Raw genomic sequence first — 26,422 nt, 5'->3', positions numbered from 1 at the left:
TTATATTAATAAATATATTTAACTAAAAATTTGGTCAATGCTATCATTTGTCAATAACACTTCTCTAGCCTTACTTCCTCGTTGATCAGAAATATAACCACTCTCATACATAGCATCAATCAGCCTAGCTGCCCGATTATATCCTAAGTGGAATTTCCGTTGCAATAATGATGTGGATGCACTGCCCTGTTCAACTACAAATCGACAAGCTTCCTCAAATAATTCGTCTTGTTCGGAGGCTGTCTCTGTTTTTTGTATTAGCTCATCCTGTTCAAACATATAATTGGGAGTTCCTTGGCTTCTTGCATAGTCAATAACACTTTCTATTTCATCGTCTGTCACATAAGTACCCTGAATCCTTACTGGACTCGACATACCATTGCCTTGATAAAGCATATCTCCGCGACCAAGCAATCTCTCAGCACCTTGCTGGTCTAAAATAGTCCGTGAATCTATTTGGGATGATACAGAAAAAGCAATTCGTGTAGGAATATTTGCCTTTATGAGGCCTGTAATTACATCAACAGAAGGACGTTGTGTTGCTAAAACAAGATGTATTCCACAAGCTCTTGCTTTTTGTGCAATACGACAAATAGCATCCTCCACCTCGGTTGGAGCCATCATCATTAAGTCAGCTAACTCATCAATTACAATAACAAGGTAAGGTAGTTTTTGAGCAAACTGTCTTTTTTCCGTGGCCAATGTGTTATATCTGCTAATATCACGCACTCCGATATGAGCAAACAATTGATAACGACGTTCCATTTCTTCAACTGCCCACTTGAGAGCTGCTGTTGCAGCTTTCACATCTGTGATTACTGGACTTACTAAATGAGGAATATGGTTAAAAGGAGCAAGCTCCACCATCTTAGGATCGATTAACAATAATTTCAATTCATCTGGAGTTGACTTATATAACAGACTAACAAGCAAAGAATTGATAAACACAGATTTCCCCGAGCCTGTTGCTCCTGCAATTAGCCCATGTGGCATCTTTCTCAAATCGATTGTCACAGGTTTACCAGTTAAATCTAAACCAAGGGCTGCTTCTAAAGGAGAGTCAGATTCAATAAATACATTCGTGTTAAGAACCTCCGATATACGTACAGCACGTGATTTTCTATTAGGAATTTCAATACCTATTGAGCTTTTTCCTGGTATAGGAGCTTGTATACGAATGTCCTTCGCTGCTAGAGCAAGCTTAAGATCATCTGCTAGGTTGCGAATTTTACTTACCTTCGTACCATGTCCTACTGTAATTTCAAATTGAGTAACTGCTGGTCCTTGAAACATTTGAACAATTTCCCCGCTCACTTGAAAATACGAAAGGGCTTCCACTAAAGTGGCAGCTTGATCCTCCATCCACTCTTTATCCTCATCCTTCATCTCTGGAGGTAAAAGATAACTAAAGGAAGGTTTTTGATAGCTAGAAGTGTATTCTTCCTGCATTTCCTCAATTGGTTCTGTTACAGAGTTTTCTTCCACCCTTACTTCTTCTTTATGTCGGGCTTGTGTCGGCTCAGCTACAGAAACAGGCGGCATGGATGAAAAGCTCTGTTGGTTAGGTATTATTTTATTTCCTAGTTTATTCAACTTATCCTTATCTGACTTTAGCATTAAAACGTTAAAGGGTCTGATTTTCTCTGTTCGAGTTGCTTCAGGCGTCTTAATCGGTTCTACTACTGATTCCCCTTTGACTTCAAGGGGTTCTACTACTTGCTGTTCTTCTTTTCTTTCAAGTTGTTCGACTAGCGGTATTTCTTTAGTTTCAAGTAGCTCTGTTACCGTTTGTTGCTCTTCGTTTACTTCAAGAGCATTAACTACTGCTTCTTCTTCGACTTCATGTTCTTCTTTTCTTTCAAGTTGCTCGAATAATGACTGTTCTTCTACTTTAAGGAGCTCAGCTACCATTGGTTGCTCTTCGTTTACTTCAAGAACATTTACTACTGATTCTTCTTTGACTTCAAGCGGTTCTATTACCATCTGTTCTTCTTTTCTTTCAAATTGCTCGACTAATGGCTGTTCTTCTACTTTAAGGAGCTCAGTTACCATTGGTTGCTCTTCTTTAACTTCAAGATTATTTACTACTGATTCCTCTGCTACTTGTGATTCCTCTTTTACTTCAACATGCTCTAATTCTGGCTTTTCCACCTTAGAAATTTGTTCCAATTCTTGTTTTACTTCTACTATCTCGTTTGGCGATTCCTCTAAAGAAGTATTGATATTTGGAGCTTTATCGAGAACCTCCGATGTTTCTTCACTTACTACAAGTACTGGATCCTCTATGGCATTTTCTTTGATTTCCACTGATTGCTCTGCCTTTGCCTCCTTTGGCATGGGGAAAGGACTCACAATTTTTTCTTTACTTATAATAGGCTCTCTCTCTATAATTGGTTCCTTGTGGGTTGTCCCATATTTTTCCTTCGGCTTATTATAGCCATATACTGGAGAAGGAACTTGAGTTGGAGTGAAGGGTCTCTTTTTCTTTACGATAGCTGCTTCTTCAACTATTTCTTTTTCCACTTTTTTGACTACTGGCTGTATTTTTCTTTGTTGCCAGCCTTCATAGATAGGAGGAGCTTCATATACTTTTTTCTCATTTACAATCGGCTCGTTAATTATTTTTTCTTCCTTTACTCCATACAGGAATTCGTTTTTTTCATTATCCGATATTAATGGAAAGCGGAAAGGAGTTTTCGTTTCTTTTGGAGATAACTCCTCAGCTTCAAATTCTTCTATATTTTCTTCCTCATTATTTGAAAATAATTTTTTAAACCAGTTCATTTACATCACTCTTTCTACTCGATACCATCTATTTTACCAATAATTACGGTATACGTCTGTTAAAAATTAAAAGATAGTAGAAAAAAAGCACACCTATTAGGCATGCTTTAAGAACTTCTTCATACTTTTATGAAACAAAGGCACTTCCTATTTCATTGTTATCTTCCAAAACAAGAATACCTTTCACCTCAGGAGCATTTGGTAAAGCAAGCTCTCTGGCAGAGCAAAGCATTCCACTTGAAGCAATTCCTCGAAGTTCTGCATCTTTAATAACCATTCCAGAAGGCATAACAGCTCCAACTTTAGCTACCACTACCTTTTGGCCAGCGTCCACGTTTGGAGCGCCACAAACAATTTGTAAGGTTTCAGTTCCTACGTTTACTTGGCACACCTTTAACTTGTCCGCATTTGGATGCTGCTCTAAAGATTCCACATAACCAACTACGAATTTAGGAGACAGGTCCACCTCTAATTGGTAATCTACTTCATTTGAATTTAATACTGCTTGAATTTTTGTCACAAGCTCCTCATTTAAAGTAACTTGTCCGTTTGCTTCTAGTTGTGCATATTTACTAAATCCAAATATATTGATTGCAAGAATCTCAGCTGATTGCTGATCCTTAACAAGCGTTACATCGCCTATAGTTTCAGTTATAACTTTTTCTGTTTTTTCTGGTGTTAATTGGACTAATAACACGTCACCTATACCGGCTGCATTGTAAAATATATTCATTTGTCTTCGTTCTCCTTTGTTACTCGATTTTTAGCCAGGATAAAGATTGGCTCTAAATCTCCTTTGTCATATATAAAAGATAATGAGGTAATTGGCACTGTCCCTACTGTAAAGAAATGCATAGTCATTTGAGCAAGAACATCGTAACCTGTCTCATTTCTTATATCACCAATAATCATAACATCTTGATGGGGTACAGAAACAGTCATATCTCCAGAAATCTGTTTTTTCATTTCTTTTAATAGAGATTCGTTTAAGATTCTGCTTGCATCATATCCGTCATTATTGTTAAAAAAGTAAAAGATATTGCCAGCAACTTCATCCGTTTTATAATTTGTTTTTAGATTTCTAACCTGGAATAGAGCTCTCTCCCTTATCTCAGTTTCCCGCACATTCCAGCTCGCTAACATCTTCTCATCTAGCAAACGATAAGTATTTCCTAAATCTAAAGCATAGTAAACTCTAGTTTCAGCAGTATGGTCTTTCGTAACAAATCGGTTTCCCTCGTTAGATTTAAGAGGAAAGGAAGTAGAACGAATTACAGGATAAACCGCTAACGTTGGATCAATTTCTCCTGCCATTTCCTTCTCCATAGCTGAAAATGTCTCTTGTATTGTGTATACTACCTCGTTAATTGCTTCCTCTTTTTTTGTTTCATATTTCGCTAATATAGGAGGAATCGAAATATCCATACCTTTTCCTAGTTGCTTATGGGTTAAACGAAGCTTATTTGTTTCACGATTGTAATCATACATATATATTTCTTCTGTCATTTTAGTTTTAAATAATCTTATCAATTCAAGTGCTTTCAAAGTATCCCTTCCTTTCTTATTCACAAAAGACTTGCCTATGTGAATTCTATCGCTATATAGCAGTTAAAAACAAATATTATGTATGGAATCCCAAATAAAAACGGCTCACAATTTGTGAACCGTTTAGTCTCTTAGATAGATTGAAGAAATAATTCAATTTCTTCTCTTGTTTTACGATCTTTACTTACGAAACGACCTATCTCGTTTCCATTTTCAAAAGCGACAAAACTCGGAATACCTAAAATGTTTAACTCAACACATAAATCTATAAACTTATCTCTATCTACGGAGATAAATTGGAATTCAGAAAACTGCTCTTCCACCTCTCCCATAAACGGGTCGATAAAATGACAATCTGGACACCAATCGGCTGTAAATTTAAATACAACCTTCCCAGTATTCTTTAATTGTTCGAACTGATCAATGGATTGTAAGTTTTCCACGTGAATTCCCCCTATTTCGTTTGAATAGATCTGACTATCATCATCATCTGTTCAAGATTATTAGCAACATCTTTCTCTTTAGTAATAGTTGTTAATTTGATACCGCCAATACTGGTTATTAACTCATATCTATCTTCGCTATTTTCTAAAATGGCAACAAAACCAAACCGATCATCTTTTTCAAAGGTTGCTTCCTTAATGATTTTCACATTTTTATTTGCCATCATTAAATCATAGTATAATTTACTCGAAGATGATTCATTGGGATTGATAAATAAAATAAAAGAATTTTTCCCTTTGTTGAGAAGAATATTAGTTTCATCGGAATCATCTTCAATAGAATATCCACTTGGTAAGAAAAGTTTTATACTGTTAATTTCTTCGTTAGGATCTTCAGCATCCCCTTGAAAGGCTTTTTCAGCTTGTTCAAGGCCGTCTACAGCTTGTTCATCTATAGATGCGCACCCTGCTATTAAAATGACAGCTAGCGACGCGAGAATAACCCGCATCCAAATTCTCGTCAAATTCTTTCCTCCATTCAATGCATAACTGCTATATATTTTAACTATGATTTTATTTACTTGCAACTAGTATATCTTATTAAGCTAGTTGGTTTTTCATTCCTATAAATCTAATTTCGCATTTTGAGTCTTTAAAGAAAGTTCATACTGACCAATTAGCAATAACATAATATGCTCGAACATATCACTTCGTTTTACAAAACCGTTTGTAAATACTCCTATTGCTCCTTCGTGATGACGTATACCTTTCTTGTTAGTATAGACGTCCATTATGGGTCCAAGTTCCGCACCCTCTTTTAAACTATCTGCTATTTCCTTTGGTAAGGCTACACCTGCTCCTGTAGCAGTAAACACTTCTCCTGTTTTGGTTGCAAGAGCACCCCAGTTACAAACATACATAGTATCAGCAATCTCCTGTACACCGCCTTCTAAGCCGATGCCAAAGGTACCATCAAAGTCTTGCATTAATAGTTTTGCTCGGTTAATAGCTCCCTGCCTAGTTTCCTCGTTGCTCATCGGCTGATTCGACACTTGTGAGGAAACCTCCTGATTTACAAAAATAGCATCAGGATAAAATTTGCCTGCTACCACTTCAACTGCCTTTGTTTTAGCCCTATTATGAGTTCCAATTAGTATTTTATGCATCGTTTAATCTCCTTCTTTGAAACAAGCCAATGAAAACAATAAGACAGTTCAATTTCATCGGCTGAAAAAGATATGATTTTTGGACTGTCTGTTGCAATCTTTTATTCCAAGTAAATGTATTTATGTTTTGAATATGTATAATTTATATCTTTAATTTTAAAAAAAGATGCCACTATGGGCATCCTTTTTAGACGTTTGCTTTAATAGTCTCAAGTGTTGAACGATCGCATGCCTTTACAAGCTTCACAATTAATTCCTTCGCTGCTGCGTAATCATCTGTATGAATGATAGACGAAGAGGTATGAATATAACGTGAACATATACCAACTACTGCACTAGGTACACCTTCTAACGAAGTATGAACTCTTCCTGCATCTGTTCCACCTTGTGAGATAAAATATTGATATGGAATATTATTAGTCTCAGCAGTATCTAATACAAATTCTCTCATCCCTCGATGAGTGATCATGGAGCGGTCAAATATACGTAGTAGAGTACCTTTCCCCAATTGACCAAACTCATTTTTATTGCCAGAAGCATCATTTGCGGGGCTAGCATCTAAAGCGAAGAACAAATCAGGCTTGATCATATTAGTGGAGGCTTGTGCCCCGCGAAGACCTACCTCTTCCATAACATTTGCTCCAGAGTACAACATATTTGGTAACTGTTCATTTTGAACTTCTTTTAATAATTCAATCGCAAGCCCACAACCATAACGGTTGTCCCAAGCCTTAGCCATAATTTTTTTATCATTTGCCATTGGAGTAAACGGACAAACAGGGACAATTTGATCGCCAGGTTTAATACCCATTCTAAGTACATCCTCTTTATCATCAGCACCAACATCGATTAACATATTTTTAATATCCATTGGTTTATTACGAACCTCATCACTCAACAAATGAGGAGGAATAGATCCGATTACACCTGGAATTGTTTTGTAACCTGTAACAATTTCTACACGTTGAGCGAGTAGAACTTGGTTCCACCATCCACCTAGTGGCTGAAAACGTAGCATTCCATTATCCGTGATGCCAGAAACCATAAATCCGACCTCGTCCATATGCCCAGCAACTAATATTTTAGGACCATTTTCATCGCCCTTTTTCAATCCGAAAATTCCACCTAAATTGTCTTGTACTATTTCGTCTGCATATTTTGTTAACTCGGTTCGCATAAATGCTCGAACAGCATGCTCATTTCCTGGAGCCCCAGGTAACTCGGTTAATGTTTTAAACAACCCGCGTGTTTCTTCATTCATCTCAGTAGATGCCTCCTAAAGCATAGAAAAGTTAATTTTGCCTTTTTAAATACATTTCCTATCTATTGTAATAAAAGTTTGAATTGTTTACTACTAATAAATTTCGACAATCGAAAAATTTTACGAAATCGAGTTATATGATAAACTAAAATAAACAAGAGGGAGGAATTGGAATGAAATTAAGAGACTATATGATGGGATTAGGTACAGGAGTCGTTTTAGGTATTGTTGCAAGTCAGGCTGCAAATAAAATAAATCCAAACAAACCAGCAGATCTAGTGCTTAATAATATAAAGAACTCTTTTAAAGAAGAGGGACCAATCGATGGCTCATGGATTTATATGAGTCCAGAACCTTTCCAAAAAGAAGCAATCCGTTTGGAAGTATATAAAGGCGGAATATCAAGAGTTAAAAATGGAGAGCTTGAACAATTTGAGTTTGCAGCTGATTCGAAGTCTGGAACTGTCGTAGACCTTACAAGAGTATAATACAATGATGTTGCTTTCAGTCATGGAGCATAAATCCACCTCTTAAGTGTAAATTATCTTTAGGAGGTGATATTCCATGAGTAGCAAGAACAGTAAAAAAACCATGAACGAGCGAACGCACAACAGCCAAGAATTATACAAAAATCCTACCGTAAACCCAGATACAGAAATGGGAATTGACTTTGCTGAAGTCTCCAAAAATAAGGTTACGAAACATATTACTAAAGAATCGAATAACAAAAAATAAAGCAAAGGTGAGTTAAAAGCTCACCTTTTTTCTTTTTAGTGGAGTGTTGCAGATACCGTCTGAAATGTTGCAAGTACAAAAAGTGTTGCGCAAACGTCTCCAAGTGTTGCGGGAAATTGGCTTACCGTTGCGGGAAATAAGTGAAGTGTTGCGTAATCGGTAGCAAGTGTTGCAAGTACAAAAAGTGTTGCGCAAACGTCTCTAAGTGTTGCGGGAAATTGGCTTACCGTTGCGGGAAATAAGTGAAGTGTTGCGGAAACGGTATGAAGTGCTGATGAAAAGTTGCTAAGCGTTGCAGTTTCGAAAAGTGCGACGGGAACTCCGCTTATTGAAGAAAAAATTTTATTTTTCTTAGTTAACTGCTTCACACTGCAGGCCATAATTTGTGGTCCTTTAATAGCTCCATTAAATCACTCTTGCTCCTATTCAAGTAAAGACCTTTTATCCCAGCTCGCTCCGAGCCATCAATATTTTCCATTTTATCGTCAATAAAAACACTTTCTTCTTTACTAGCAGATAACTCCTTCAGGGCAAGATAATAAACAGCTTCATTTGGCTTTTCTAGAAGGACGGTGGACGATAATATAATGGCTTCAAAATAATGTCGTATTCCTAAACGATCAAAAATCCAATCCATACTTGGCATTGCATTAGAAATAACTGCTAGTCGATAAGTTTTACTTAACGTTTCTAGAACTTCCTTAACCTCCGGAAACAATTCACAGTTAACAGCGTAAAGAGCAAAGAACATCAATTCATCTTCTAATTTCTTTTCACCAAGGTGCTCAGCAATTGCTCCGTAATAATTCTTGTAATATTGTTCCTCTTCCTTCCAATTAGTTATAAATGGCAGGTCAAGCTGACTGGCTTTATGTATAGCGGCTACAATTTCGGATTGTGTGAATCCTCGTTGCATCATCAAATTAGTGACTCGTTGCTCCCCTTTTACTAAGGTGTCAAAAAGAACCCCGCCCGCGTCAAAGAAGATCACGTTCACATCCTTATTTAATATGTTCATTCTTTTCTTCTAGCTCCATTCCTTTTAGTATTCTTATAGCTTCTAGAATGATATCTGGCCGATCTAAATGAATCGAGTGACTTGAGCCTTTTGCAAAGATTAACCTACTATTTTTTGTTATATAAGCTTGACCCTCAATAAGCTCCTCCCATTTATTTTCTAGAAGTGCAGCTTCTTTTTCAGGCAATCCTTCTTCCACTGCTAATGTTATACAATGAGCTTTATCTCTGCCAATGACTATCAAAGGGAGATTGAGAGAAGTATTTAAATTTTTTATTTTCTCAGCATCTCTTTCCCAGTGACTTATCTCCATATACATTGCCTTATATAAATTTGGCTTTACTTGAAATTCTAGTAGTCTTTTTTGAATGTTAATAGGAAATTGTAGTTGCTGTTTTGTCAGCGTTGGTTTTAGGTGAACCCGCAGTCTTTCTTCATTCATAGAGGAATAAAAAAGGCATTTTTCTAACCAAGCTTCATCCGTGGAATCTTCATTGATCATCGGTAAATCCAATTGATCGAGAGCTTTAAAGTTCACAGATGTGGAATCTACTAATACTACTCCCAGCACCTTCTCTTCGTGCTTCTTCATAAAATGCTGGACACATAATCCTCCATAAGAATGCCCAACCAAAATAAATGGTTCATCTATTTCAAGGTGACGAATAATCTCTGATATTTCATTTCTGACAGTTTCTGTATTTCGTAATTCCTTTAGCAATTCACTTTCACCAAGTCCAGGTCTATGAAACATTATCACACGATTCGTTTTACTTAATGTTTCGGTTATTTCATACCACTCATCAAATGAGGAGCCCATACCCGAAACAATAATTACTGGAGTACCTTCACTTCCTTTAAATAAAATCTCCATGTTCTGTTCGTCTATATTTAAAAAAGTCCTGATTATACTCACCTCAAACTTTAGTAGTTTATCCTTCATTAATTCTCTATAATTTACCAATAACCTTCTATAATTATGTGAATACACAACAAAAAAACAGCTATAAATGTCCTTAGACACTTATAACTGTTTACATCATTTTCTCGTTCTCTCTAGCTTCTCTATAATTTCCTTGCCATCTGTAGACCATTTAATCATTCGATGGTAAGCATCATGATAAAAACTAAACCAATAATTGTTTTGTAATGCCTCATTCACCCATTTTTGCTTAGCAAACACAGAAGTCATTGGATAATCATCATAAGCTAAAACCCATAAAGGATTTTGGTGAGCATTCGTTGGCATTAGATCGGCCATATGAATGATCATTTCGCCAGATTGTCTTAATAGTACAATGCTGTGCCCATCGCTATGCCCACCTGTGTGAACCATCTGAATATCTTCTAATATAGTAATAGAATCCTTGAATGTTGTGACCTGAGATTGAATTGGTTCCCAGTTTTCCTTCCAATAAGTATTGCTAGATCGAATATTAGGATTCTTCATTTCATTCCACTCTACATCTGAAACATAGATAGTAGCATTCGGGAAACTAGAAATTAACTCTCCATTTACCCACTTAGTTAATCCACAAGCGTGATCAAAATGTAAATGTGTCATTAAAATGATATCGATATCCTCAGCTAGTAGACCTAGCTCGACAAGATTATCATCTACCATCGATTCGTCTGTAATCCCATAGTTTCTTATTTGCTTTTCTGAAAACTTACCAAATCCTATGCCCGCCTCTAGCAAAATGTTTTTACCTTGATATTGGATAAGAATTGGATCGGAAGGAAGCTCTATTTGATTTTTTTCGTTAACAGGATATTTTTTTTCCCATAAAGGCTTTGGCACTACTCCAAACATGGCTCCCCCGTCCATATGTGTCGTACCACCCTTTAACCATGTTAATGTCATCTCTTGAAACTTATACGTATCCATACTTTCATCCCCTTTGAATAGTATTGACCTTTTACTTGTTGCTCAAAAACCTAGCCTCTAGTCTATAAATCGGCTGACCTTTTGCTGAGAATTTCTCCTCATATTCCGTCATAATATTATCTTCTGGCATATTCGCATGTAAATCAAGCGATACATAAGTCAACAGCATCCCATAAGCCGACATACTTGTTAAAGAATATTCAAATAACCCTCTATTATCTGTTTTAAAATGAACTTCTGCATTGTCTACTAAAATAGATTCATACAGCTTTAAAAACCCTTCGTGAGTTAAGCGTCTCTTTGCATGTCTAATTTTTGGCCATGGATCTGAGAAGTTTAAATACACACGGTGTACATCATTTTTTTGAAAATATTTTGCTAAGTCAGCACCATTCACCTTAAGCAAACGTAAATTTGGTAAAGGCTGTGCTTCTAATGCGTTTTCTAAAGCAGATACAATGACACTATCATAAAGCTCAATTCCTATATAATTGATATCAGGATTTTGTTTTGCCATTCCTGTGATAAATTGGCCTTTACCTGTACCTACTTCAATGTGAAGTGGATTCTCGTTATTGAACACTGAATTCCATTTTCCTTTTTGTTCTTCTGGATTTGGAATTACTATTTCTGGATGAGCGTTTATAAAATCCTCTGCCCATGGTTTGTTTCTTAATCTCATTACTTTAACTCCTTTTACTTGGTGGTTTTGCTAAATTCCAAGCATCGGACTCCACCTTAAACGTATAAGTACTACCAGGAGTAGTCATACAGGAAAATTCTCCATCTACATGCCCATATACTTCATCGTTCATTTGAATGGTGAACTCTTTTGCTTGAATTTGTTTAATTTCTTTATAAGCAGTATGTTTTCCAAAAAACACAGTACCAAATATAAATAATAGCTTTGTTCTTTTTAAATGGTGTACTATGGTTAGTTCGATTAATGAATCGTTCGGTAAGGAGGACGGAGAAATTTTCATACCTCCTCCAAAATAAGGCTGATTACATACAGTGATAAACCAAACATCCTCAAACTTTATCTCATCTTCTTTATTTAGTAAAGAAAAAGAAAATTTTTGAAAACAAAATAACTCCTTCACTAGATAAAGTATGTATACTAGTTTACCTAAGCCTAATCTATTTAACCACTTTTTCCAGCTAGAATTATTGGCTGCATACACAACATGAGCGTCAAAACCAAAGCCCGCATTATTTACAAAATGAAATTTCTCTGAATTGGTTTTTAATGTTCCCATGTCCATATATTCTGATGATTGAAATTCCAAAACATATTCATTTAATTGTTCTATTGTTTTAAACACAAAAAAAGTTCGACCAAAATCGTTTCCACTTCCTGCAGAAACAACTCCAACTCGAACATGATTGTATCCTATCAAACCTGAGAGTATTTCGTGTATGGTACCATCTCCACCTATTGCAATAATAAGAAGAGGTTCTTGGCTAGCGTCAGCATATTCCTTCGATATAGCAGTTGCATGCCCACTGTATTCAGTTTTAAAGAGTGTAAAGGAGAACGGGAGCCGGTCCTTCCATGACTCCCATAGCTTTTTAGCTCTTCCCTGACCTGCTACCTCATTTACAATTATCATTACATTATTCATTTTCTATCTCACTCTCTAACTCCCAGCCTGCTCGAGAGTAGGAGGTGGTTTGAACAAGATTAAGTAATGCTTGCGCTGCCTTAAACTGCATATGCTTCATAGGTGAAGGAGATGATTTTAAGGATTGAAACCAAGCAGAAAAACTTCTTGTATCCACTAATTGAGTCTGATAGGTGGAACCTGGATAATCGATATACCCATTCCTAGACAAGACTACCTTTCTTATCGGCAAGTCAATCTCTTCCTTTTTAAACACTTGTAAAAGAATAGATTCCATTCTATTTAAGCTAATCATCGGACTTAATGTTTTACTCTCTGCTTTCCCACTTTTTTTCACCCAGAATCGATCCCCGCTACCGATAAAAGCGTCTGAATCTCTACCCTCTAAAACTACTAAGCATATAATTTCTGTAGGTAAAACAATAATGATATCTAGTTCTACAGGAGCTTTTTTCAATTTAAGAATCGGATAATAAAACAGAAAATAATTATCAGGCAATTGTAGTGTTAATTGCCTCAGCAAACTATCTCTCATATACTTGGGGTCCACATATGATTTTTCCATTAAGGTAGAGCTAGCCCATTTTAATTGAAAATGGAATAATTGATCCAAATACATTCTTCGTAGCTCTTCTTTAGAATTTGGATTATAAACAATATTAGGCTCAAAAAAGAGAGTTGTAGATTCTTCTGGTACATCATGTCCAATCTCTTCTTTTTCCTCTTCCAGTAATTCTGCAGAGGTTTCTTCTTTATTTCGGGAAAATAGTTTAGAGATAAAGGATTTCTTTTCCTCTACCTCTATATCTTCCTCCTGCTCATTTTCAATCCACGATGTATCTAAAGCTCCGTTTTCCCAAGAAGCGTTAATACGCTCCCATTGTTGTTTTTTCAAACGAACAAATTGTGTAGGATAGCGCTTTAAATCAATCTGATATCTGGATATATAATCTTGCAGTTTGACTAACTGAGCCATTCCGTTGCCTCCCTATCACACGTTTATTCTTGCAAAATGTTCGTAACGTGGAGTACTCGCTGGATTTATTTTGTAGATGATAAAATCACGGACTTCAAAAGACTGTTTTTCCAGATCAAATGAATCATAGACACATTTTTCTTTTGACATCCACTTTTTAGCCAGTGTTATATGTGCATGGAAGTCCTTAGAAATATTTAACTCTAAAAAATTCAAAACCTTTTGAACAATTGCCTGCTGCAGTTTCATTAACTCATCTTTTTCTTCTAAGGCAACGAATACAACTCTAGGAGTTTCATCGTTACCAAAATGAGCTAGTCCATCTGTAGTTAAAGAAAAGGCATCCCACTTAATTTGATTCAAAGATGCTATTAAGTCCTTTAATACATTTTCATCGACAGCAGCCAAGTAAGCTAATGTGATATGGAGATCCTCTGCAAGGGGCAACGTTTTATGTGTTCTATGCATATTTGTTGTCGCCCTTGCCTTTATGAGAGATCTTCCAACCATCTCAGGTACTTTGATTCCTATGAAATAATGTGTGTTCATACTTGTAGAGTGGAGGGAATCTTTTGTTCAAAAGCCTTCTGAAGTTTTCTTGTAAATTCTCCAGGTTTTCCATCGCCGATAGCTTTATCATCAATCGAAATAATCGGCATAACCTCAGCGTTAGTAGATGACATGATAAATTCATCCATTTGCAATGTTTCCTCTTTAGTCATTGCTTTTTCCACTATCGGTAATCCAATTTCTTCACAGCAATCTAATATAACTTTTCTTGTTATACCATTTAAAATCAGGTTGCTAACTGGATGTGTATACAAGACACCATCTTTTATTCCATACATATTAGACGATGATCCTTCTGTCACCGTCTCTCCGCGATGTAAAATTGCTTCAAAACAATCTTTTGTAACAGCCTCTTGTTTAGCAAGTACATTCCCAAGTAGATTCAATGACTTAATATCACATCTCAACCAACGGATATCCTCTACAAAACAAGCCTTTACGCCACTTTCTAGTTGAGCAAGAGGACGAGTCGTTTCTTTTGTATAAGCAGTCAGTACAGAGCTTACTGCTGGGTTAGGAAAGTTATGAATACGAGGACTATTTCCACGTGTTACTTGAAGATAAATTTGACCATTTTGAAGCTCATTCGTTTCAATTAGTTCGTGCATCAATTGATGTAATTTATCTTTTGTATAAGGCATGACTAATTGAATTTTGTCTGCACTTGCGTAAAGACGATCGATATGCTCTGTTGCTGTAAACAAATCACCATTATAAATTTTAATCACTTCATAAATTCCATCTCCGAATTGATAACCACGATCCTCAAAGCCGATTTTTACCTCTTTTTCCTCTACGATTTGATCATTCCATAAAATTTTAGTCATGTTCTATCATCCTCTCCTTATTTTTTCCCAGCAAGCTCTACAATTGCATCTGCATAAATGGCCGTTGCTTTTATTAAATCTTCAATATCTACATATTCATCCACTTGATGTGCTACATCTGGTCTACCAGGGAATAACATTCCAAATGCTACACCTTTTTTCAGTACTCGTGCGTATGTTCCTCCACCAATAGATAATAGTTCTGCTTTTTCTCCCGTTTGACGCTCGTATACCTTTTGAAGAGATTGAATCAGTACATCCTCATTATCGACAAAATGTGGTGTAGAGTTAGAGCTTAAATCTAATGTAACACCACTATTTTGTAGCTTTTCTCTACAAGCTCCTACTTTTTCCTCAAACGGGTAGCTAACAGAATAGCGTAGGCTTACTTGTGTGCATGAGCCTTGAGCAGGTGCATAATGAATAACCCCAGCATTTAATGTAGTTTCACCAGAAACTTCATCCGCATAGTCTAAGCCCAATGCACGACCTCTGCTTTCGTCACCAAAAGCCATTACAAGAAATTCACAGAATGCTTTGGAATGTGGTGTTAAAGATAATGTTAATAGGAATTTAGCTAGAAAAACCCCTGCATTCACTCCTTGATCTGGCTCCATAGCATGAGCAGATTTTCCACGAACCAATACTTTCACGACTGGCCCTTCTGGCAATACCTCTCCAGTAATACCATGTTCACTTGCAAAAGCATTAAATTTTTCTTTAATAGAATGAGCTCCGCCAAAAATAAATGCAAACGCTTCATCCGGCACCATATTTGTGCGCTTTCCGGCTTGGAAAAATTGAATTGTTTCTGTTTCGGAAGAACCCGTTTGAGAGAAGATTAAATTAGCAATCCCCTTTTCTGCATTAATAATTGGAAAGTCTGCATCTGGAGCAAAGCCTAGGTCAGGCATCTCCTCTTTTTCGAAATAGCGATCAACACATCGGAATCCGCTTTCTTCATCAGAACCAATAATTAGTCTCACACGTTTTGAAAGCTCGATACCAGCTTCCTTAACTAGTTTCATTGCCATCCATGCTGCAATAGTTGGACCTTTATCATCTATTGCTCCTCTACCATAGATACGATCATCAGCAACAACACCTTCGAATGGTGGGTAAGTCCAGCCCTGTCCTTCCGGAACTACATCAACATGACAAAGAATTCCTACTAGTTCCTCTCCACTACCCATTTCAATGTGACCAGCCATATTGTCTATATTTTTCGTAAGAAAGCCTTCTTTGTTACCCTCATTTAACATATGTTGAAGCGCCTCAAGTGGCTTTATACCAAAAGGAGCTTCTTCTGTAGCTTCCTTTTCGTCTAAAACGCTAGGGATTTGGATTAATGCCTGTAACTCTTTAATGATCTCAGGCTTTTTTTGTTCTGCTAGGTCTAACCAGTTCATTTATTATATCCTCCTATGTATATTGCATATTTCTTATTTTACACTTAATTTGTTCAAACACACAGCAAAAAGAAGGTTTTTTTAAACCTCTATCAAATAATATTATTAGAGCGGTAACTGCATATTTAAGCTATTCATATAAGTAAAAAATAATTTTGGTTTCTTTTCATATCGCAAAGATTTCAACATACTATTCAATTGTTCTATCAGATTATCAATATTATTTTAGAGATGTATTCTGGTACTAAGGTTAATATTTTTATAATTTTAAATTAAGACAAATCCATTAGAAAATCCAGTCATGAATGGGTTCTTTTAACTTCCTTAGAAGAACTTCATATGTTTTTTTTGTAAATAAACAGTTATTTTTATAGAAATTTCTTTGTAATTCTACTATAATTAAATTGTCAGATAATAAAATTCTGACTACCAAAATGTAAAGGGGCTGTCAATTGCAATACATCTGTTGCTTTTCGCCCAAGTCGTCCGCTAGTCTTGCCACGAGATATCAAGATGAAGGAGTGGTTATTTTTGAAACCTACTACTGATCGGATGCTCACTCGAATCAAAGATATGTATATGTTCATCCGAGACAACGGAACTGTTACAACACAAGATCTGGTCGATGAATTTGGAATCACTCCTCGAACAATTCAACGAGATTTGAATGTACTTGCGTTTAATGACCTAGTCATTAGTCCAACAAGAGGCAAATGGACCACGACGAACAAACGAGTTAAAATGACATCTTAGATTCACTATATTAAAAAGAATGACCACGCTTATGCATGGTCATTCTTTTGTTCTAAACTTATTAATTCCTCAGTCGTTAACTCCCGGTAAGACCCTTCTTCTAGAGAATTATCTAGCTTTAAAGCCCCCATCGAAAGTCTCTTTAAATAAATTACTTCCTTATCTACTGACTGAAACATCCTTTTCACTTGATGGAACTTTCCTTCGGTGATAGTCAGCTCAATTTCAGATATTTGATCACTCTTCAAAATATGAAGATGCCCAGGCTTCGTATGATACCCATCATCTAAAATTACTCCTTCTTTAAATGCCTCTACGTCTGATTCTGTTACTCTTCCTGCAACTTTTGCATAATATACTTTCGGAACATCCTTTTTAGGAGATAACAGCCGATGAGTAAGCGCACCGTCATTTGTTAAGAGAAGCAGCCCAACTGTATCCTTATCTAGTCTTCCGACGGGATACGGCTCAAAATGTCTTACATCATCGTCTAGCAGGTCAATTACAGTTTGGTCTCTAGAATCTTCTGTTGCAGAAACAACCCCGGGTGGCTTGTTCATCATTAAATAGATGAACTCTCTATATTCCACCACTTCCCCATAAACGGAAACTTGGTCCTCTAATTCATTGACATGCGTGGACCCATTTTTAGCAACGGTATTGTTTATTTCAATTGCCTTTGACTTGATGAGTACCTTTACTTCACTTCTTGTACCGTATCCCATGTGAGACAGAAATTTATCTAATCGCATTTATTTCTCCTTAAAACCTAATTTTTTCGTAAAGCGCGTAATCTTCTCACCAAATAACTTTTGTGCTAAGCCAAGACGTAGAGTTATGTAGCCATAAAAAACTGCTCCGATACTAGCACATACCATGATGACCAATAATGCTTCCATTTTACTATCAATCACAAACAGGTTCTCTAAGCCTAGTTTGATAACGAATACTATTGTTAACATAAGTGCATTAACAATGAGTATAAGTATACTTCTTCTAATCACCATAGTGGATTTATAATGCAATGTTTTTCGAATCGCAAACATATTCAACCCTATTGCCACTAAATAGCCACAAGCTGTTGCCAATATAGCACCATCTGTTTCAAACGCTTTTATAAGCGGTGTGTTCAATAATAGCTTGGTAAGTATACCCAATAATAGATTTAAAATAATTAGTTTTTGACGATCTATCCCCTGCAAAATTGCAGTTGTTACTGGATATAAAGCAAATAATATTGCTACAGGTGCATAATGTGCAAGAACTGTAGAACCTGTTTTGCTTGTCTCATAAAACAAGTGATAAAAATCACCTGACAATACTGCAATTCCCATTGCTGCTGGAACTGTTAGAAATAATAATATTTGAAATGATTGGTCTAATGATTTTCTTACTTGAACAAAATCTTGTTTCGCATAATAACTCGTGATAAAAGGTATTAAAGCCATACTAAATCCGGTAGCTAGCATGACCGGAATCATCACTAATTTATGAGTTGAATAGTTTAACATCCCTAACAAAGTATTAGATATATCTCCGCTTATTCCGATGCTAGACATCGCTCTATTAAAAGTAATCATATCGATAAATTGAAATAGCGGATTAATCACTCCGACTAATGCAAATGGTACCGTATAAATTAATATTTCTTTATATATATTTTTGAGAGAAACATCTGACCTAGGACTGCCAGAATCATTTAACTTTAAATCAAATTCTGGCTTTAGCTTTTTCCAATACCAATAGAGAACACCCAGACTGGCCAATGCTCCTAAAAAGGCAGCAAATACCGCAAAGGAAATCGCGGTCTTCTCCGTTCCGTTTAATATGTATACAACAAAGAATCCTCCAGCTAACACGAACAAAATACGTACTATTTGCTCCCAAAGCTGAGAAACCGCCGTTGGTGTCATATGCTGATAGCCTTGGAAGAAACCTCTTATTAAACTCATAAGCGGTACAACGATTACTGCGAAGCTGACATATTTAATCACACTAGCTACATCATTAAGAGAAAAAGCTGCTTCATCATCCTTAATGATCATATGTGCAATAGGATCCGCTAAGAAAAAAAGAATAAGGAATCCTAAGAAACCAGTGATACTCATTAATAACATACTGGATTTCATTAGCTTCCTTCCTGTAGCATAATCTCCAAGAGCATTATATTTGGAAACAAACTTTGAAACTGCAACTGGTACTCCTGAAACAGCTATTGCCAGCATGATTGAATAAGGAGTATAAGCGTATTGATAAAGCGCAATGTATTCCTCGCCAATAATTTGATAAAAAGGAATTACATAAAGAACTCCTAAAATTCTAGATAACAAGAGACCGACCGTTAAGATCATTGTCCCTTTTAATAAATTCGATGCCATCAAACCCGCCCAATCCTTTAAAATGTCTATATTACAGTTTACAACTGTCTCATCAAAACTACAATCATGTATAATAAAGAAAAAATGAAAGTGTGAATTTACTATGTATGACGTAATTATTATCGGTGGGGGTCCCTCAGGACTTATGGCCGCTGCCGCAGCTGGCGCTGAAAACAAAAAGGTTTTATTGATTGAAAAAGGGAATAAGCTAGGGAAAAAGCTTGCTATATCTGGTGGAGGTCGATGCAACGTCACGAATAGACTTCCTCAGGAGGAAATCGTAAAAAACATACCAGGAAATGGTCGATTTCTATTCAGCCCATTCTCCGTCTTTAACAATGAAGATATTATTGCCTTTTTTGAGAACTTAGGTGTTCCGTTAAAAGAGGAAGACCATGGTAGAATGTTCCCTGTTTCCAACAAGGCAATGGATGTCGTGAACGCTCTTCTTGACGAATTAAAAAGATTAAAAGTAGATATAAAGCTAAATGCTCCCGTTTCTAAACTGTTAATGAATGAAGAAAAAGTTATTGGAATTAGATTGGCGACTGGCGAAGAAATAACTGCTGGAGCTATAGTTGTTGCTGTCGGTGGAAAGGCCGTTCCTCAAACAGGCTCAACCGGAGATGGCTACCCTTGGGCTGAAAAAGCTGGGCATACGGTAACCGATTTATATCCAACAGAGGTTCCTTTATTATCTAGTGAGGCATTCATAAAGTCTAAGGAGCTTCAAGGGCTAGCACTTAGAGATGTAGCTGTTTCAGTTCTAAATAAAAAAGGAAAAGCAATCATCACACATCAAATGGACATGCTCTTTACACATTTTGGCTTAAGTGGTCCTGCTATTTTACGTTGTAGCCAGTTCGTTGTAAAAGAAATTAAGAAAAATGGCGGACCAGTTTCTGTAAGAATTGATAGCCTACCTGAAATAAATGAAGAAGAAACTTTCCAAAAGCTCCTCTCTTCTATTAAGGAAGATCCTAAGAAAGCTGTTAAAAATGTATGGAAAGGACTAGTTCCAGAAAGATGGCTTTTGTTTTTGTTGGAACAAGCAAAAATACAAGAAAGTGAAGATGGCCAAAACCTATCCCACGAGAAAATCAGATCCCTCGCCCATCTATTAAAGCAGTTTGTTGTTAAGGTACATGGTACTCAGCCCCTTGAAAAAGCCTTTGTCACTGGTGGCGGCGTTTCTATTAAAGAGATTGAGCCAAAGACAATGGCATCGAAGAAAAAAGCTGGCCTATACTTTTGTGGGGAAATATTAGACATACACGGCTATACAGGTGGCTATAACATTACCTCCGCTCTTGTCACGGGAAAACTAGCTGGCATGAGTGCAGCAAAAAGTATTTTAGATTAAATGGATAAAATTTGGAATATTTTATACGAATCCATTGAATTTTGAAACTATTTATAATACAATGGTCTTTAATGAGCGATGACGAAGAGTAGTAATCATATGTGATGCATTAGAGAGCTGACGGTTGGTGCAAGTCAGTGCATAGCATATGATGAATGGGCTTCTGAGTTCCAAGGCCGAAATGATAGTAGGCCTTGGCGTTTGTCTACGTTACAGGACTAGCAGCTATGAGCTGCAAACAAGTGGATTACAATAGTAATCAATGAAGGTGGCACCACGGCTCTCCGTCCTTTTTGGATGGAGAGCCTTTTTGTATTCTTTTTTAGATGAGCCGAGTCGAGAAAGAGGAGAGTGTAGAAAATGACAGTTGAGACGAGAAGCTATGAAATGAAAGAAATCCAAGGGGATATGATGACTCCTATCTCCATTTATCACTCCTTACGTGGAATGAAAAAAATGCTATTTGAATCCTCTGCAAAGCACGAGGAAAGCGGACGCTATTCTTTTATAGTGCTAAACCCTGTAGCAGAAATTAAAGGCAATCAGTTTAATTATGTATTTACAGACGAACAAGGAAACAAAGAAGTTGGTCATGAACCCATTATGGATAAACTTAAAACCATTCTTCCTGAACACAATGAACAATATCCCTTTTCTTTTTTTGGTGGAATGCTGGGTTATTTTGGATATGAAACAGCATTTTATAACGAACGAATCGGAGAGTATCTTACCGATGATTTAAATATGCCTGATATACATGTGTTATTTTACGATACCTTTCTTATTTATGATCATTTAAAACAAAAGGTGACAATCGCAGCTATTGATTTATTTTTAAGTGGGCGTTCTCCCGAGCATATGAAAAAGGATATTGAAATAATTTATGAAGACCTCCAAGCGGGTTCTCCACAGCAAGGAGAGTTAGGAGCTAGCCTATCATTTAAGCCAGCGATAAAAGAAGATGACTTTAAAGAAATGGTGGAGAAAGCAAAGCAACATATTGTAAAAGGAGATGTATTCCAAGTGGTGATCTCACAGCGCTTCTCCTCTCCTTTTAAAGGAAATCCATTCTCTCTTTATCGACAACTGAGAACTTCTAATCCATCACCTTATATGTTTTACATGGATTTCGAAGATTATATCGTTTTAGGTACTTCTCCTGAGAGTCTAGTAAAAGTAAAGAATGGATTTGTCACTACTAATCCAATTGCAGGAACAAAGACGCGAGGGAAAACCTCAGAAGAAGATAAGCAAATTGCTGCCAGTTTATTAATAGATGAAAAAGAAGTAGCAGAGCATCGAATGCTTGTTGACTTAGGAAGAAATGACATAGGCAAAATTTCTGAAATTGGCACCGTTCAGGTAAATAAATATATGCAAATAGAATTGTACAAGTATGTCATGCATATAGTTTCAGAGGTAACAGGACGTTTAACAAAAGATACTCACGCATTAGATGTATTGGCAACATGCTTACCAGCGGGCACTGTTTCCGGAGCACCAAAAATTCGAGCTATGCAAATTATAAACGAATTGGAGCCTATGAAACGCGGGGTTTATGCTGGTGCAGTAGGTTATATTTCAGTGTCAGGAGATATGGATCTCGCTCTCGCAATTAGAACAATGGTTGTAAAAGATAATGAGGCATTTGTGCAGGCTGGTGCGGGTATTGTTTATGATTCCATTCCTAAAAATGAATATGAGGAAACGTTAAACAAGGCAAAAGCACTTTTGGAGGTGCACAGATGATACTCCTAATAGATAATTATGATTCCTTTACGTATAATCTCTATCAGCAATTAGGTATTCTTGGTAAGGATGTCATGATTGTTAGAAATGATGCTATTACCATTGAAGCTATAGATAAGCTTCGCCCGGAAGCAATTGTCATCTCCCCTGGACCAGGTAATCCGCTTGAAGCAGGTATTTCAATTGAAGTTATTCAAGCATTCTATAAGAAATACCCTATCCTTGGAATTTGTCTTGGTCACCAATCGATTGGTGCTGCTTTTGGTGCCAATGTCGTGCAGGCTAAAACAATTATGCACGGCAAGCTATCTACAATACATCATACACAAAATGAATTGTTCCACGGGTTTGAAGGCCCTATATCCGTCATGCGTTATCACTCTCTTGTCATTGAAGAGGATAGTTTACAAGATTGTTTCGAGGTTCTCGCAAGAGCTGATGATGATCATGAAATTATGGCAATAAAGCACAGGGACTATCCACTTTATGGACTTCAGTTTCACCCTGAGTCTATTGGAACAGAGCATGGTACTATGCTTATGAAAGTATTTGTAGATACGTTGAATTAACCTTTGAAAGGAGAGTTTGATGGTAGCTGCTCTTGGTATTATTTTAGTTCATATTGTTGGTTTGCTTTTGTTAAAGTTCATGTTTCCAAAAGAAGATATTGCTTCATGAAAAGTGCAAATGGTTTGCAGGAAAAGTTTAATTAATAGGTTGCAGATTTTCGCTTTCGGCGGTCGCTTTCCGTGGGGTGAGCGATAAGCCATCTCCGTCGCTTACGCGTCGTTTGTGATGTCTTATCTGTCTCACTCATCCCACAGGAGTCCCCGCCTGTCGCTGCAATCATGTGGGGTGTAGTTGAGAGAAAGTGGACGACGTTTCAATGGATGAAAGTGTTGCGGTTAAAATGAAATTATGAAGATTTGCGAGAACCTTGCGGTGATGAGCCAAAACCTTGCACAGATGAAGTGGAACATTGCAGTGATGGAGCAAAACCTTGCACAAAACGCTTGAAATGTTGCGGAGACGACGTTAAAAGTTGCACAAACAGATAGAAGTTTTTGTGGGATAGTAATAAGCCATCACCCCGTTTGTGATGCTCTTCTTGTTTTGTCTCAATCATCCCTCAAGTCGCCTCAGCTCTCATCATGTTTGTGTTTTTTCTAAAAAAATAAAGCTGCTTAACTCTCATAAGAGACTAAGCAGCTTTATTATTTATTAAATAACGATGTTTACCATTTTACCAGGGATTGCAATGATTTTTTTGACTTCGTTGCCTTCAATCCATTGTTGAACTTGTTCAGAAGCTAATGCCAATGCTTCTAGCTCATCTTTTGTTGCATCTTTAGACACGACAAGTTTTGCACGAACTTTCCCTTTGATCTGTACTGGAATTTCAACCTCGTTGTCCACAAGCTTGGATTCATCGAATGTTGGCCAAGATTCATAAGCGATAGAATTATCATGGCCTAAAATGCTCCAAAGCTCCTCTGAGATATGAGGAACAATAGGAGAAATAAGCTTCACGAAGCCCTCTACATATTCCTTAGAAATTTTCTCAGCTTTATATCCTTCATTAATAAATACCATCATTTGAGAGATAGCCGTGTTATAGTGCATTGCCTCGTAATCCTCTGTGACCTTCTTAACCGTTTGGTGGTACGCTTTTTCCATATTGTCAGATGATGTGTCGCTAACTTTCGGGCTTAGAGTGCCCTCTTCTGTTACAAATAATCTCCAAATACGATCCAAGAATCTACGAGAGCCGTCTAGACCATTCGTTGACCATGGTTTAGAAGAGTCTAGAGGTCCCATGAACATTTCATATAAACGAAGTGAATCAGCTCCGTGGCTCTTCACGATATCATCAGGATTAACTACATTCCCTTTTGATTTAGACATTTTCTCGTGATTTTCACCTAAGATCATTCCTTGGTTAAATAATTTTTGGAATGGCTCTTTCGTTGTCACAACACCGATATCATATAGGAATTTATGCCAGAAACGTGCATATAGCAAGTGAAGTACAGCATGCTCTGCCCCACCTACGTAAAGATCTACTGGCAACCAGCGTTTTACTAGCTCTGGATCAATTAGTGCTTCATCATTATGTGGATCGATATAGCGTATATAATACCAGCAGCTTCCTGCCCACTGAGGCATTGTATTTGTTTCACGACGTCCTTTTTTACCAGTCACTGGGTCCACTACATTTACCCATTCCTCAATATTAGCTAATGGAGATTCACCTGTACCACTTGGCTTGATATCAGTAGTAACAGGTAGCATAAGTGGAAGCTCTGATTCATCTACAGGTGTTGAAGTTCCATCTTCCCAATGGATAATCGGAATTGGTTCTCCCCAATAACGCTGACGGCTGAACAACCAGTCACGTAAACGATAAGTAATTTTCTTCTCGCCTTTTCCATTCGCTTCAAACCATTCAATTGCTTTAGCGATTGCTTCTTCTTTGTTAAGACCATTTAAGAAATCCGAATTAACAAGTATGCCATCCTCTGTGTAAGCAGCTTCTTCAATGCTTCCACCCGAAACAACTTCTACAATCGGAAGATCGAATTGCTTAGCAAACTCATAGTCACGCTCATCATGTGCAGGAACTGCCATGATAGCACCTGTTCCATATGTTGCTAAAACATAGTCTGCGATCCAGATTGGCATTTTTTCACCACTAACTGGATTGATGGCATAGGCTCCTGTAAACACTCCAGTTTTATGTTTGGCAAGATCTGTACGCTCTAAATCACTTTTCAATTTTACTTGATCTTTATAAGCTTGAACTGCTTCCTGCTGCTCTGGAGTTGTAATAGCATCCACTAATTTATGCTCTGGTGCCAATACTGCATATGTTGCGCCAAAAATAGTATCTGGACGAGTCGTAAATGCTTGGAAGGATTCCTTTGTTCCTGCAACTTCAAACGTTAGCTCTGCTCCTTCAGAACGGCCAATCCAGTTACGTTGCATTTCTTTCAAGCTCTCTGGCCAATCTAAATCATCTAAATCCTCCAACAATCTATCTGCATAAGCCGTAATGCGAAGAACCCATTGACGCATTGGTCTACGCTCTACTGGATGCCCACCACGTTCCGATAAGCCATCAATTACCTCTTCATTCGCTAGAACTGTACCTAATGCTGGACACCAATTTACTGGCACTTCATCCACGTAAGCTAAGCCCTTTTTATAAAGCTGGATGAAGATCCATTGTGTCCATTTGTAATAGGAAGGATCGGTTGTATTGATTTCTCTATCCCAATCATAAGAAAAGCCAAGATCCATCATTTGACGTTTGAACGTCGCAATATTTTTTGCAGTAAATTCTGCAGGATCATTACCTGTATCAATTGCATACTGCTCTGCAGGAAGACCGAATGCATCCCATCCCATTGGGTGAAGTACATTGTAGCCTTGTTTACGTTTAAATGCACTTAGAATATCTGTTGCAATATATCCAAGTGGATGGCCCACGTGTAGACCTACTCCTGATGGATATGGGAACATATCTAATGCATAAAATTTTGGTTTGGAAGGATCATCAATCATTTTATATGTCTTGTTTTCTTTCCAATAACTTTGCCACTTTTGCTCAATTGCTTCATGATTAAAGCTCATCTTTCTTCCTCCTTCAGTTAATGGCGCTTTCTAACTATCATTGGTTTAAAACCCCAAAAGATAACAGCGCCAAATAAAAAAACTCGCCCCTTAAAAAACTAAGGGACGAGAGATATACTCACGCGGTACCACCCAAATTAGTGAAAAAATTATCACTCAACTTGTTTCCTTAACGCGGAAAACGGTATAAGCTACTAATCGTTCACTTATACAGACTCAAAGGCGAGTTCAATAATTCGTTACACTAACTTGCACCAGATGTTAGCTCTCTTCAGAAACGAGTGTTATTTACTATTCCT

At 37.1% G+C, this 26,422-nt stretch carries 27 protein-coding genes and 2 other annotated features (1 of these 29 cut by a window edge); of the genes, 6 read left to right on the top strand and 21 right to left on the bottom strand.

From position 1 onward, the window contains the following. Window positions 1-18: 18 nt before the first annotated feature. From D0S48_RS19405 to D0S48_RS19375, 7 genes are all read right to left on the bottom strand, one after another. On the bottom strand, window positions 19-2,784 hold the full coding sequence (locus D0S48_RS19405; RefSeq protein WP_151113463.1) for a DNA translocase FtsK: 2,766 nt from the start codon (window positions 2,782-2,784) through the stop codon (window positions 19-21). Window positions 2,785-2,911: 127 nt separating this feature from the next. Beyond that, a complete protein-coding gene (ytpR, locus tag D0S48_RS19400; RefSeq protein ID WP_151113461.1) occupies window positions 2,912-3,517 on the bottom strand; it encodes a YtpR family tRNA-binding protein in 606 nt (201 codons plus the stop codon). Then, on the bottom strand, window positions 3,514-4,329 hold the full coding sequence (locus D0S48_RS19395; protein ID WP_144535247.1) for a DUF1444 family protein: 816 nt from the start codon (window positions 4,327-4,329) through the stop codon (window positions 3,514-3,516). Before D0S48_RS19395 ends, ytpR begins: the two co-directional genes overlap by 4 nt. A gap of 131 nt (window positions 4,330-4,460) precedes the next feature. After that, window positions 4,461-4,772 (bottom strand): thioredoxin family protein, encoded by a 312-nt coding sequence (locus D0S48_RS19390; RefSeq protein WP_144535245.1) that lies wholly within the window; start codon window positions 4,770-4,772, stop codon window positions 4,461-4,463. 11 nt (window positions 4,773-4,783) lie between these two features. Then, window positions 4,784-5,296, bottom strand: coding sequence for a hypothetical protein (locus D0S48_RS19385; protein WP_144535243.1), 513 nt, complete (start codon window positions 5,294-5,296; stop codon window positions 4,784-4,786). 99 nt (window positions 5,297-5,395) lie between these two features. Next, the gene (locus D0S48_RS19380) at window positions 5,396-5,938 is read right to left on the bottom strand and encodes a DUF84 family protein (RefSeq protein ID WP_151113459.1); all 543 of its coding nucleotides are present in this window, start codon (window positions 5,936-5,938) and stop codon (window positions 5,396-5,398) included. A gap of 187 nt (window positions 5,939-6,125) precedes the next feature. Beyond that, on the bottom strand, window positions 6,126-7,199 hold the full coding sequence (locus D0S48_RS19375) for a M42 family metallopeptidase (RefSeq protein ID WP_151113457.1): 1,074 nt from the start codon (window positions 7,197-7,199) through the stop codon (window positions 6,126-6,128). Between the two features lie 173 nt (window positions 7,200-7,372). Between D0S48_RS19375 and D0S48_RS19370 the strand changes: the two genes are divergently transcribed. Then, window positions 7,373-7,687: a hypothetical protein gene (locus D0S48_RS19370; RefSeq protein ID WP_144535237.1), complete on the top strand. Its 315-nt coding sequence runs from the start codon at window positions 7,373-7,375 to the stop codon at window positions 7,685-7,687. Window positions 7,688-7,763: 76 nt separating this feature from the next. Further along, window positions 7,764-7,934: a hypothetical protein gene (locus D0S48_RS20775; protein ID WP_186318030.1), complete on the top strand. Its 171-nt coding sequence runs from the start codon at window positions 7,764-7,766 to the stop codon at window positions 7,932-7,934. Window positions 7,935-7,969: 35 nt separating this feature from the next. On the opposite strand, the gene D0S48_RS19365 is transcribed toward D0S48_RS20775, so the two are convergent. The 10 genes from D0S48_RS19365 to pepV all read right to left on the bottom strand — a co-directional run bounded on the left by D0S48_RS19365 (window position 7,970) and on the right by pepV (window position 16,247). After that, window positions 7,970-8,314, bottom strand: a complete 345-nt coding sequence (locus tag D0S48_RS19365) for a hypothetical protein (RefSeq protein ID WP_151113455.1) — start codon at window positions 8,312-8,314, stop codon at window positions 7,970-7,972. Further along, window positions 8,299-8,952: an HAD family hydrolase gene (locus D0S48_RS19360; protein ID WP_151113453.1), complete on the bottom strand. Its 654-nt coding sequence runs from the start codon at window positions 8,950-8,952 to the stop codon at window positions 8,299-8,301. Before D0S48_RS19360 ends, D0S48_RS19365 begins: the two co-directional genes overlap by 16 nt. Next, window positions 8,936-9,895 (bottom strand): alpha/beta fold hydrolase, encoded by a 960-nt coding sequence (locus D0S48_RS19355; RefSeq protein ID WP_151113451.1) that lies wholly within the window; start codon window positions 9,893-9,895, stop codon window positions 8,936-8,938. The genes D0S48_RS19360 and D0S48_RS19355 overlap by 17 nt, the downstream gene beginning before the upstream one ends. A gap of 96 nt (window positions 9,896-9,991) precedes the next feature. Continuing rightward, on the bottom strand, window positions 9,992-10,840 hold the full coding sequence (locus D0S48_RS19350; protein ID WP_151113449.1) for a YtnP family quorum-quenching lactonase: 849 nt from the start codon (window positions 10,838-10,840) through the stop codon (window positions 9,992-9,994). A 31-nt stretch (window positions 10,841-10,871) separates the two neighbouring features. After that, entirely contained in the window at window positions 10,872-11,522 is a 651-nt protein-coding gene (gene trmB, locus D0S48_RS19345; protein WP_144535231.1) for a tRNA (guanosine(46)-N7)-methyltransferase TrmB, read from the bottom strand. A 4-nt stretch (window positions 11,523-11,526) separates the two neighbouring features. Beyond that, entirely contained in the window at window positions 11,527-12,465 is a 939-nt protein-coding gene (locus D0S48_RS19340) for a diacylglycerol/lipid kinase family protein (RefSeq protein WP_151113447.1), read from the bottom strand. After that, a complete protein-coding gene (locus tag D0S48_RS19335; RefSeq protein ID WP_151113445.1) occupies window positions 12,458-13,441 on the bottom strand; it encodes a nuclease-related domain-containing protein in 984 nt (327 codons plus the stop codon). Before D0S48_RS19335 ends, D0S48_RS19340 begins: the two co-directional genes overlap by 8 nt. Window positions 13,442-13,456: 15 nt before the next feature. Further along, complete coding sequence (gene thpR / locus D0S48_RS19330; RefSeq protein WP_144535225.1) at window positions 13,457-13,990, bottom strand: RNA 2',3'-cyclic phosphodiesterase; 534 nt, start codon at window positions 13,988-13,990, stop codon at window positions 13,457-13,459. After that, window positions 13,987-14,838 (bottom strand): D-amino-acid transaminase, encoded by an 852-nt coding sequence (dat, locus tag D0S48_RS19325; protein ID WP_144535223.1) that lies wholly within the window; start codon window positions 14,836-14,838, stop codon window positions 13,987-13,989. Before dat ends, thpR begins: the two co-directional genes overlap by 4 nt. Window positions 14,839-14,855: 17 nt before the next feature. Continuing rightward, a complete protein-coding gene (pepV, locus tag D0S48_RS19320) occupies window positions 14,856-16,247 on the bottom strand; it encodes a dipeptidase PepV (protein WP_151113443.1) in 1,392 nt (463 codons plus the stop codon). A gap of 531 nt (window positions 16,248-16,778) precedes the next feature. Between pepV and D0S48_RS19315 the strand changes: the two genes are divergently transcribed. Continuing rightward, window positions 16,779-17,000 carry a DeoR family transcriptional regulator gene (locus tag D0S48_RS19315; protein ID WP_144537096.1) on the top strand — a complete coding sequence of 74 codons (222 nt, stop codon included), beginning with the start codon at window positions 16,779-16,781 and terminating at the stop codon, window positions 16,998-17,000. 29 nt (window positions 17,001-17,029) lie between these two features. On the opposite strand, the gene D0S48_RS19310 is transcribed toward D0S48_RS19315, so the two are convergent. Together D0S48_RS19310 and D0S48_RS19305 are read right to left on the bottom strand one after the other, a co-directional pair. Next, on the bottom strand, window positions 17,030-17,752 hold the full coding sequence (locus tag D0S48_RS19310) for a pseudouridine synthase (protein WP_144535220.1): 723 nt from the start codon (window positions 17,750-17,752) through the stop codon (window positions 17,030-17,032). After that, the gene (locus tag D0S48_RS19305) at window positions 17,753-19,378 is read right to left on the bottom strand and encodes a putative polysaccharide biosynthesis protein (protein WP_144535218.1); all 1,626 of its coding nucleotides are present in this window, start codon (window positions 19,376-19,378) and stop codon (window positions 17,753-17,755) included. A 103-nt stretch (window positions 19,379-19,481) separates the two neighbouring features. On the opposite strand from D0S48_RS19305, the gene D0S48_RS19300 reads away from it, so the two are divergent. The 3 genes from D0S48_RS19300 (at window position 19,482) to D0S48_RS19290 (ending at window position 23,059) form a co-directional block, all read left to right on the top strand. Further along, on the top strand, window positions 19,482-20,741 hold the full coding sequence (locus tag D0S48_RS19300) for a BaiN/RdsA family NAD(P)/FAD-dependent oxidoreductase (protein ID WP_151113441.1): 1,260 nt from the start codon (window positions 19,482-19,484) through the stop codon (window positions 20,739-20,741). 69 nt (window positions 20,742-20,810) lie between these two features. Next, window positions 20,811-21,036: a binding site (T-box leader), on the top strand. Between the two features lie 65 nt (window positions 21,037-21,101). Further along, window positions 21,102-22,490 carry an anthranilate synthase component I gene (gene trpE / locus D0S48_RS19295; RefSeq protein ID WP_151113439.1) on the top strand — a complete coding sequence of 463 codons (1,389 nt, stop codon included), beginning with the start codon at window positions 21,102-21,104 and terminating at the stop codon, window positions 22,488-22,490. Further along, window positions 22,487-23,059 carry an anthranilate synthase component II gene (locus D0S48_RS19290; protein ID WP_151113437.1) on the top strand — a complete coding sequence of 191 codons (573 nt, stop codon included), beginning with the start codon at window positions 22,487-22,489 and terminating at the stop codon, window positions 23,057-23,059. The genes trpE and D0S48_RS19290 overlap by 4 nt, the downstream gene beginning before the upstream one ends. A gap of 347 nt (window positions 23,060-23,406) precedes the next feature. Here D0S48_RS19290 and D0S48_RS19285 read toward each other — a convergent pair whose 3' ends face one another. After that, window positions 23,407-23,616: a hypothetical protein gene (locus D0S48_RS19285; RefSeq protein WP_151113435.1), complete on the bottom strand. Its 210-nt coding sequence runs from the start codon at window positions 23,614-23,616 to the stop codon at window positions 23,407-23,409. A 95-nt stretch (window positions 23,617-23,711) separates the two neighbouring features. Further along, window positions 23,712-26,123, bottom strand: a complete 2,412-nt coding sequence (leuS, locus tag D0S48_RS19280; RefSeq protein WP_144535208.1) for a leucine--tRNA ligase — start codon at window positions 26,121-26,123, stop codon at window positions 23,712-23,714. Between the two features lie 98 nt (window positions 26,124-26,221). Continuing rightward, window positions 26,222-26,422 (bottom strand) — a binding site (T-box leader); it runs 15 nt beyond the window's last position.

It is taken from the genome of Psychrobacillus sp. AK 1817 (genome assembly GCF_008807035.1).
GTDB classification, from domain to species: Bacteria; Bacillota; Bacilli; order Bacillales_A; family Planococcaceae; genus Psychrobacillus; species Psychrobacillus faecigallinarum.
Note: the sequence above shows the minus strand (reverse complement) of the source record. Positions and strands in the feature narration are given on the sequence as shown.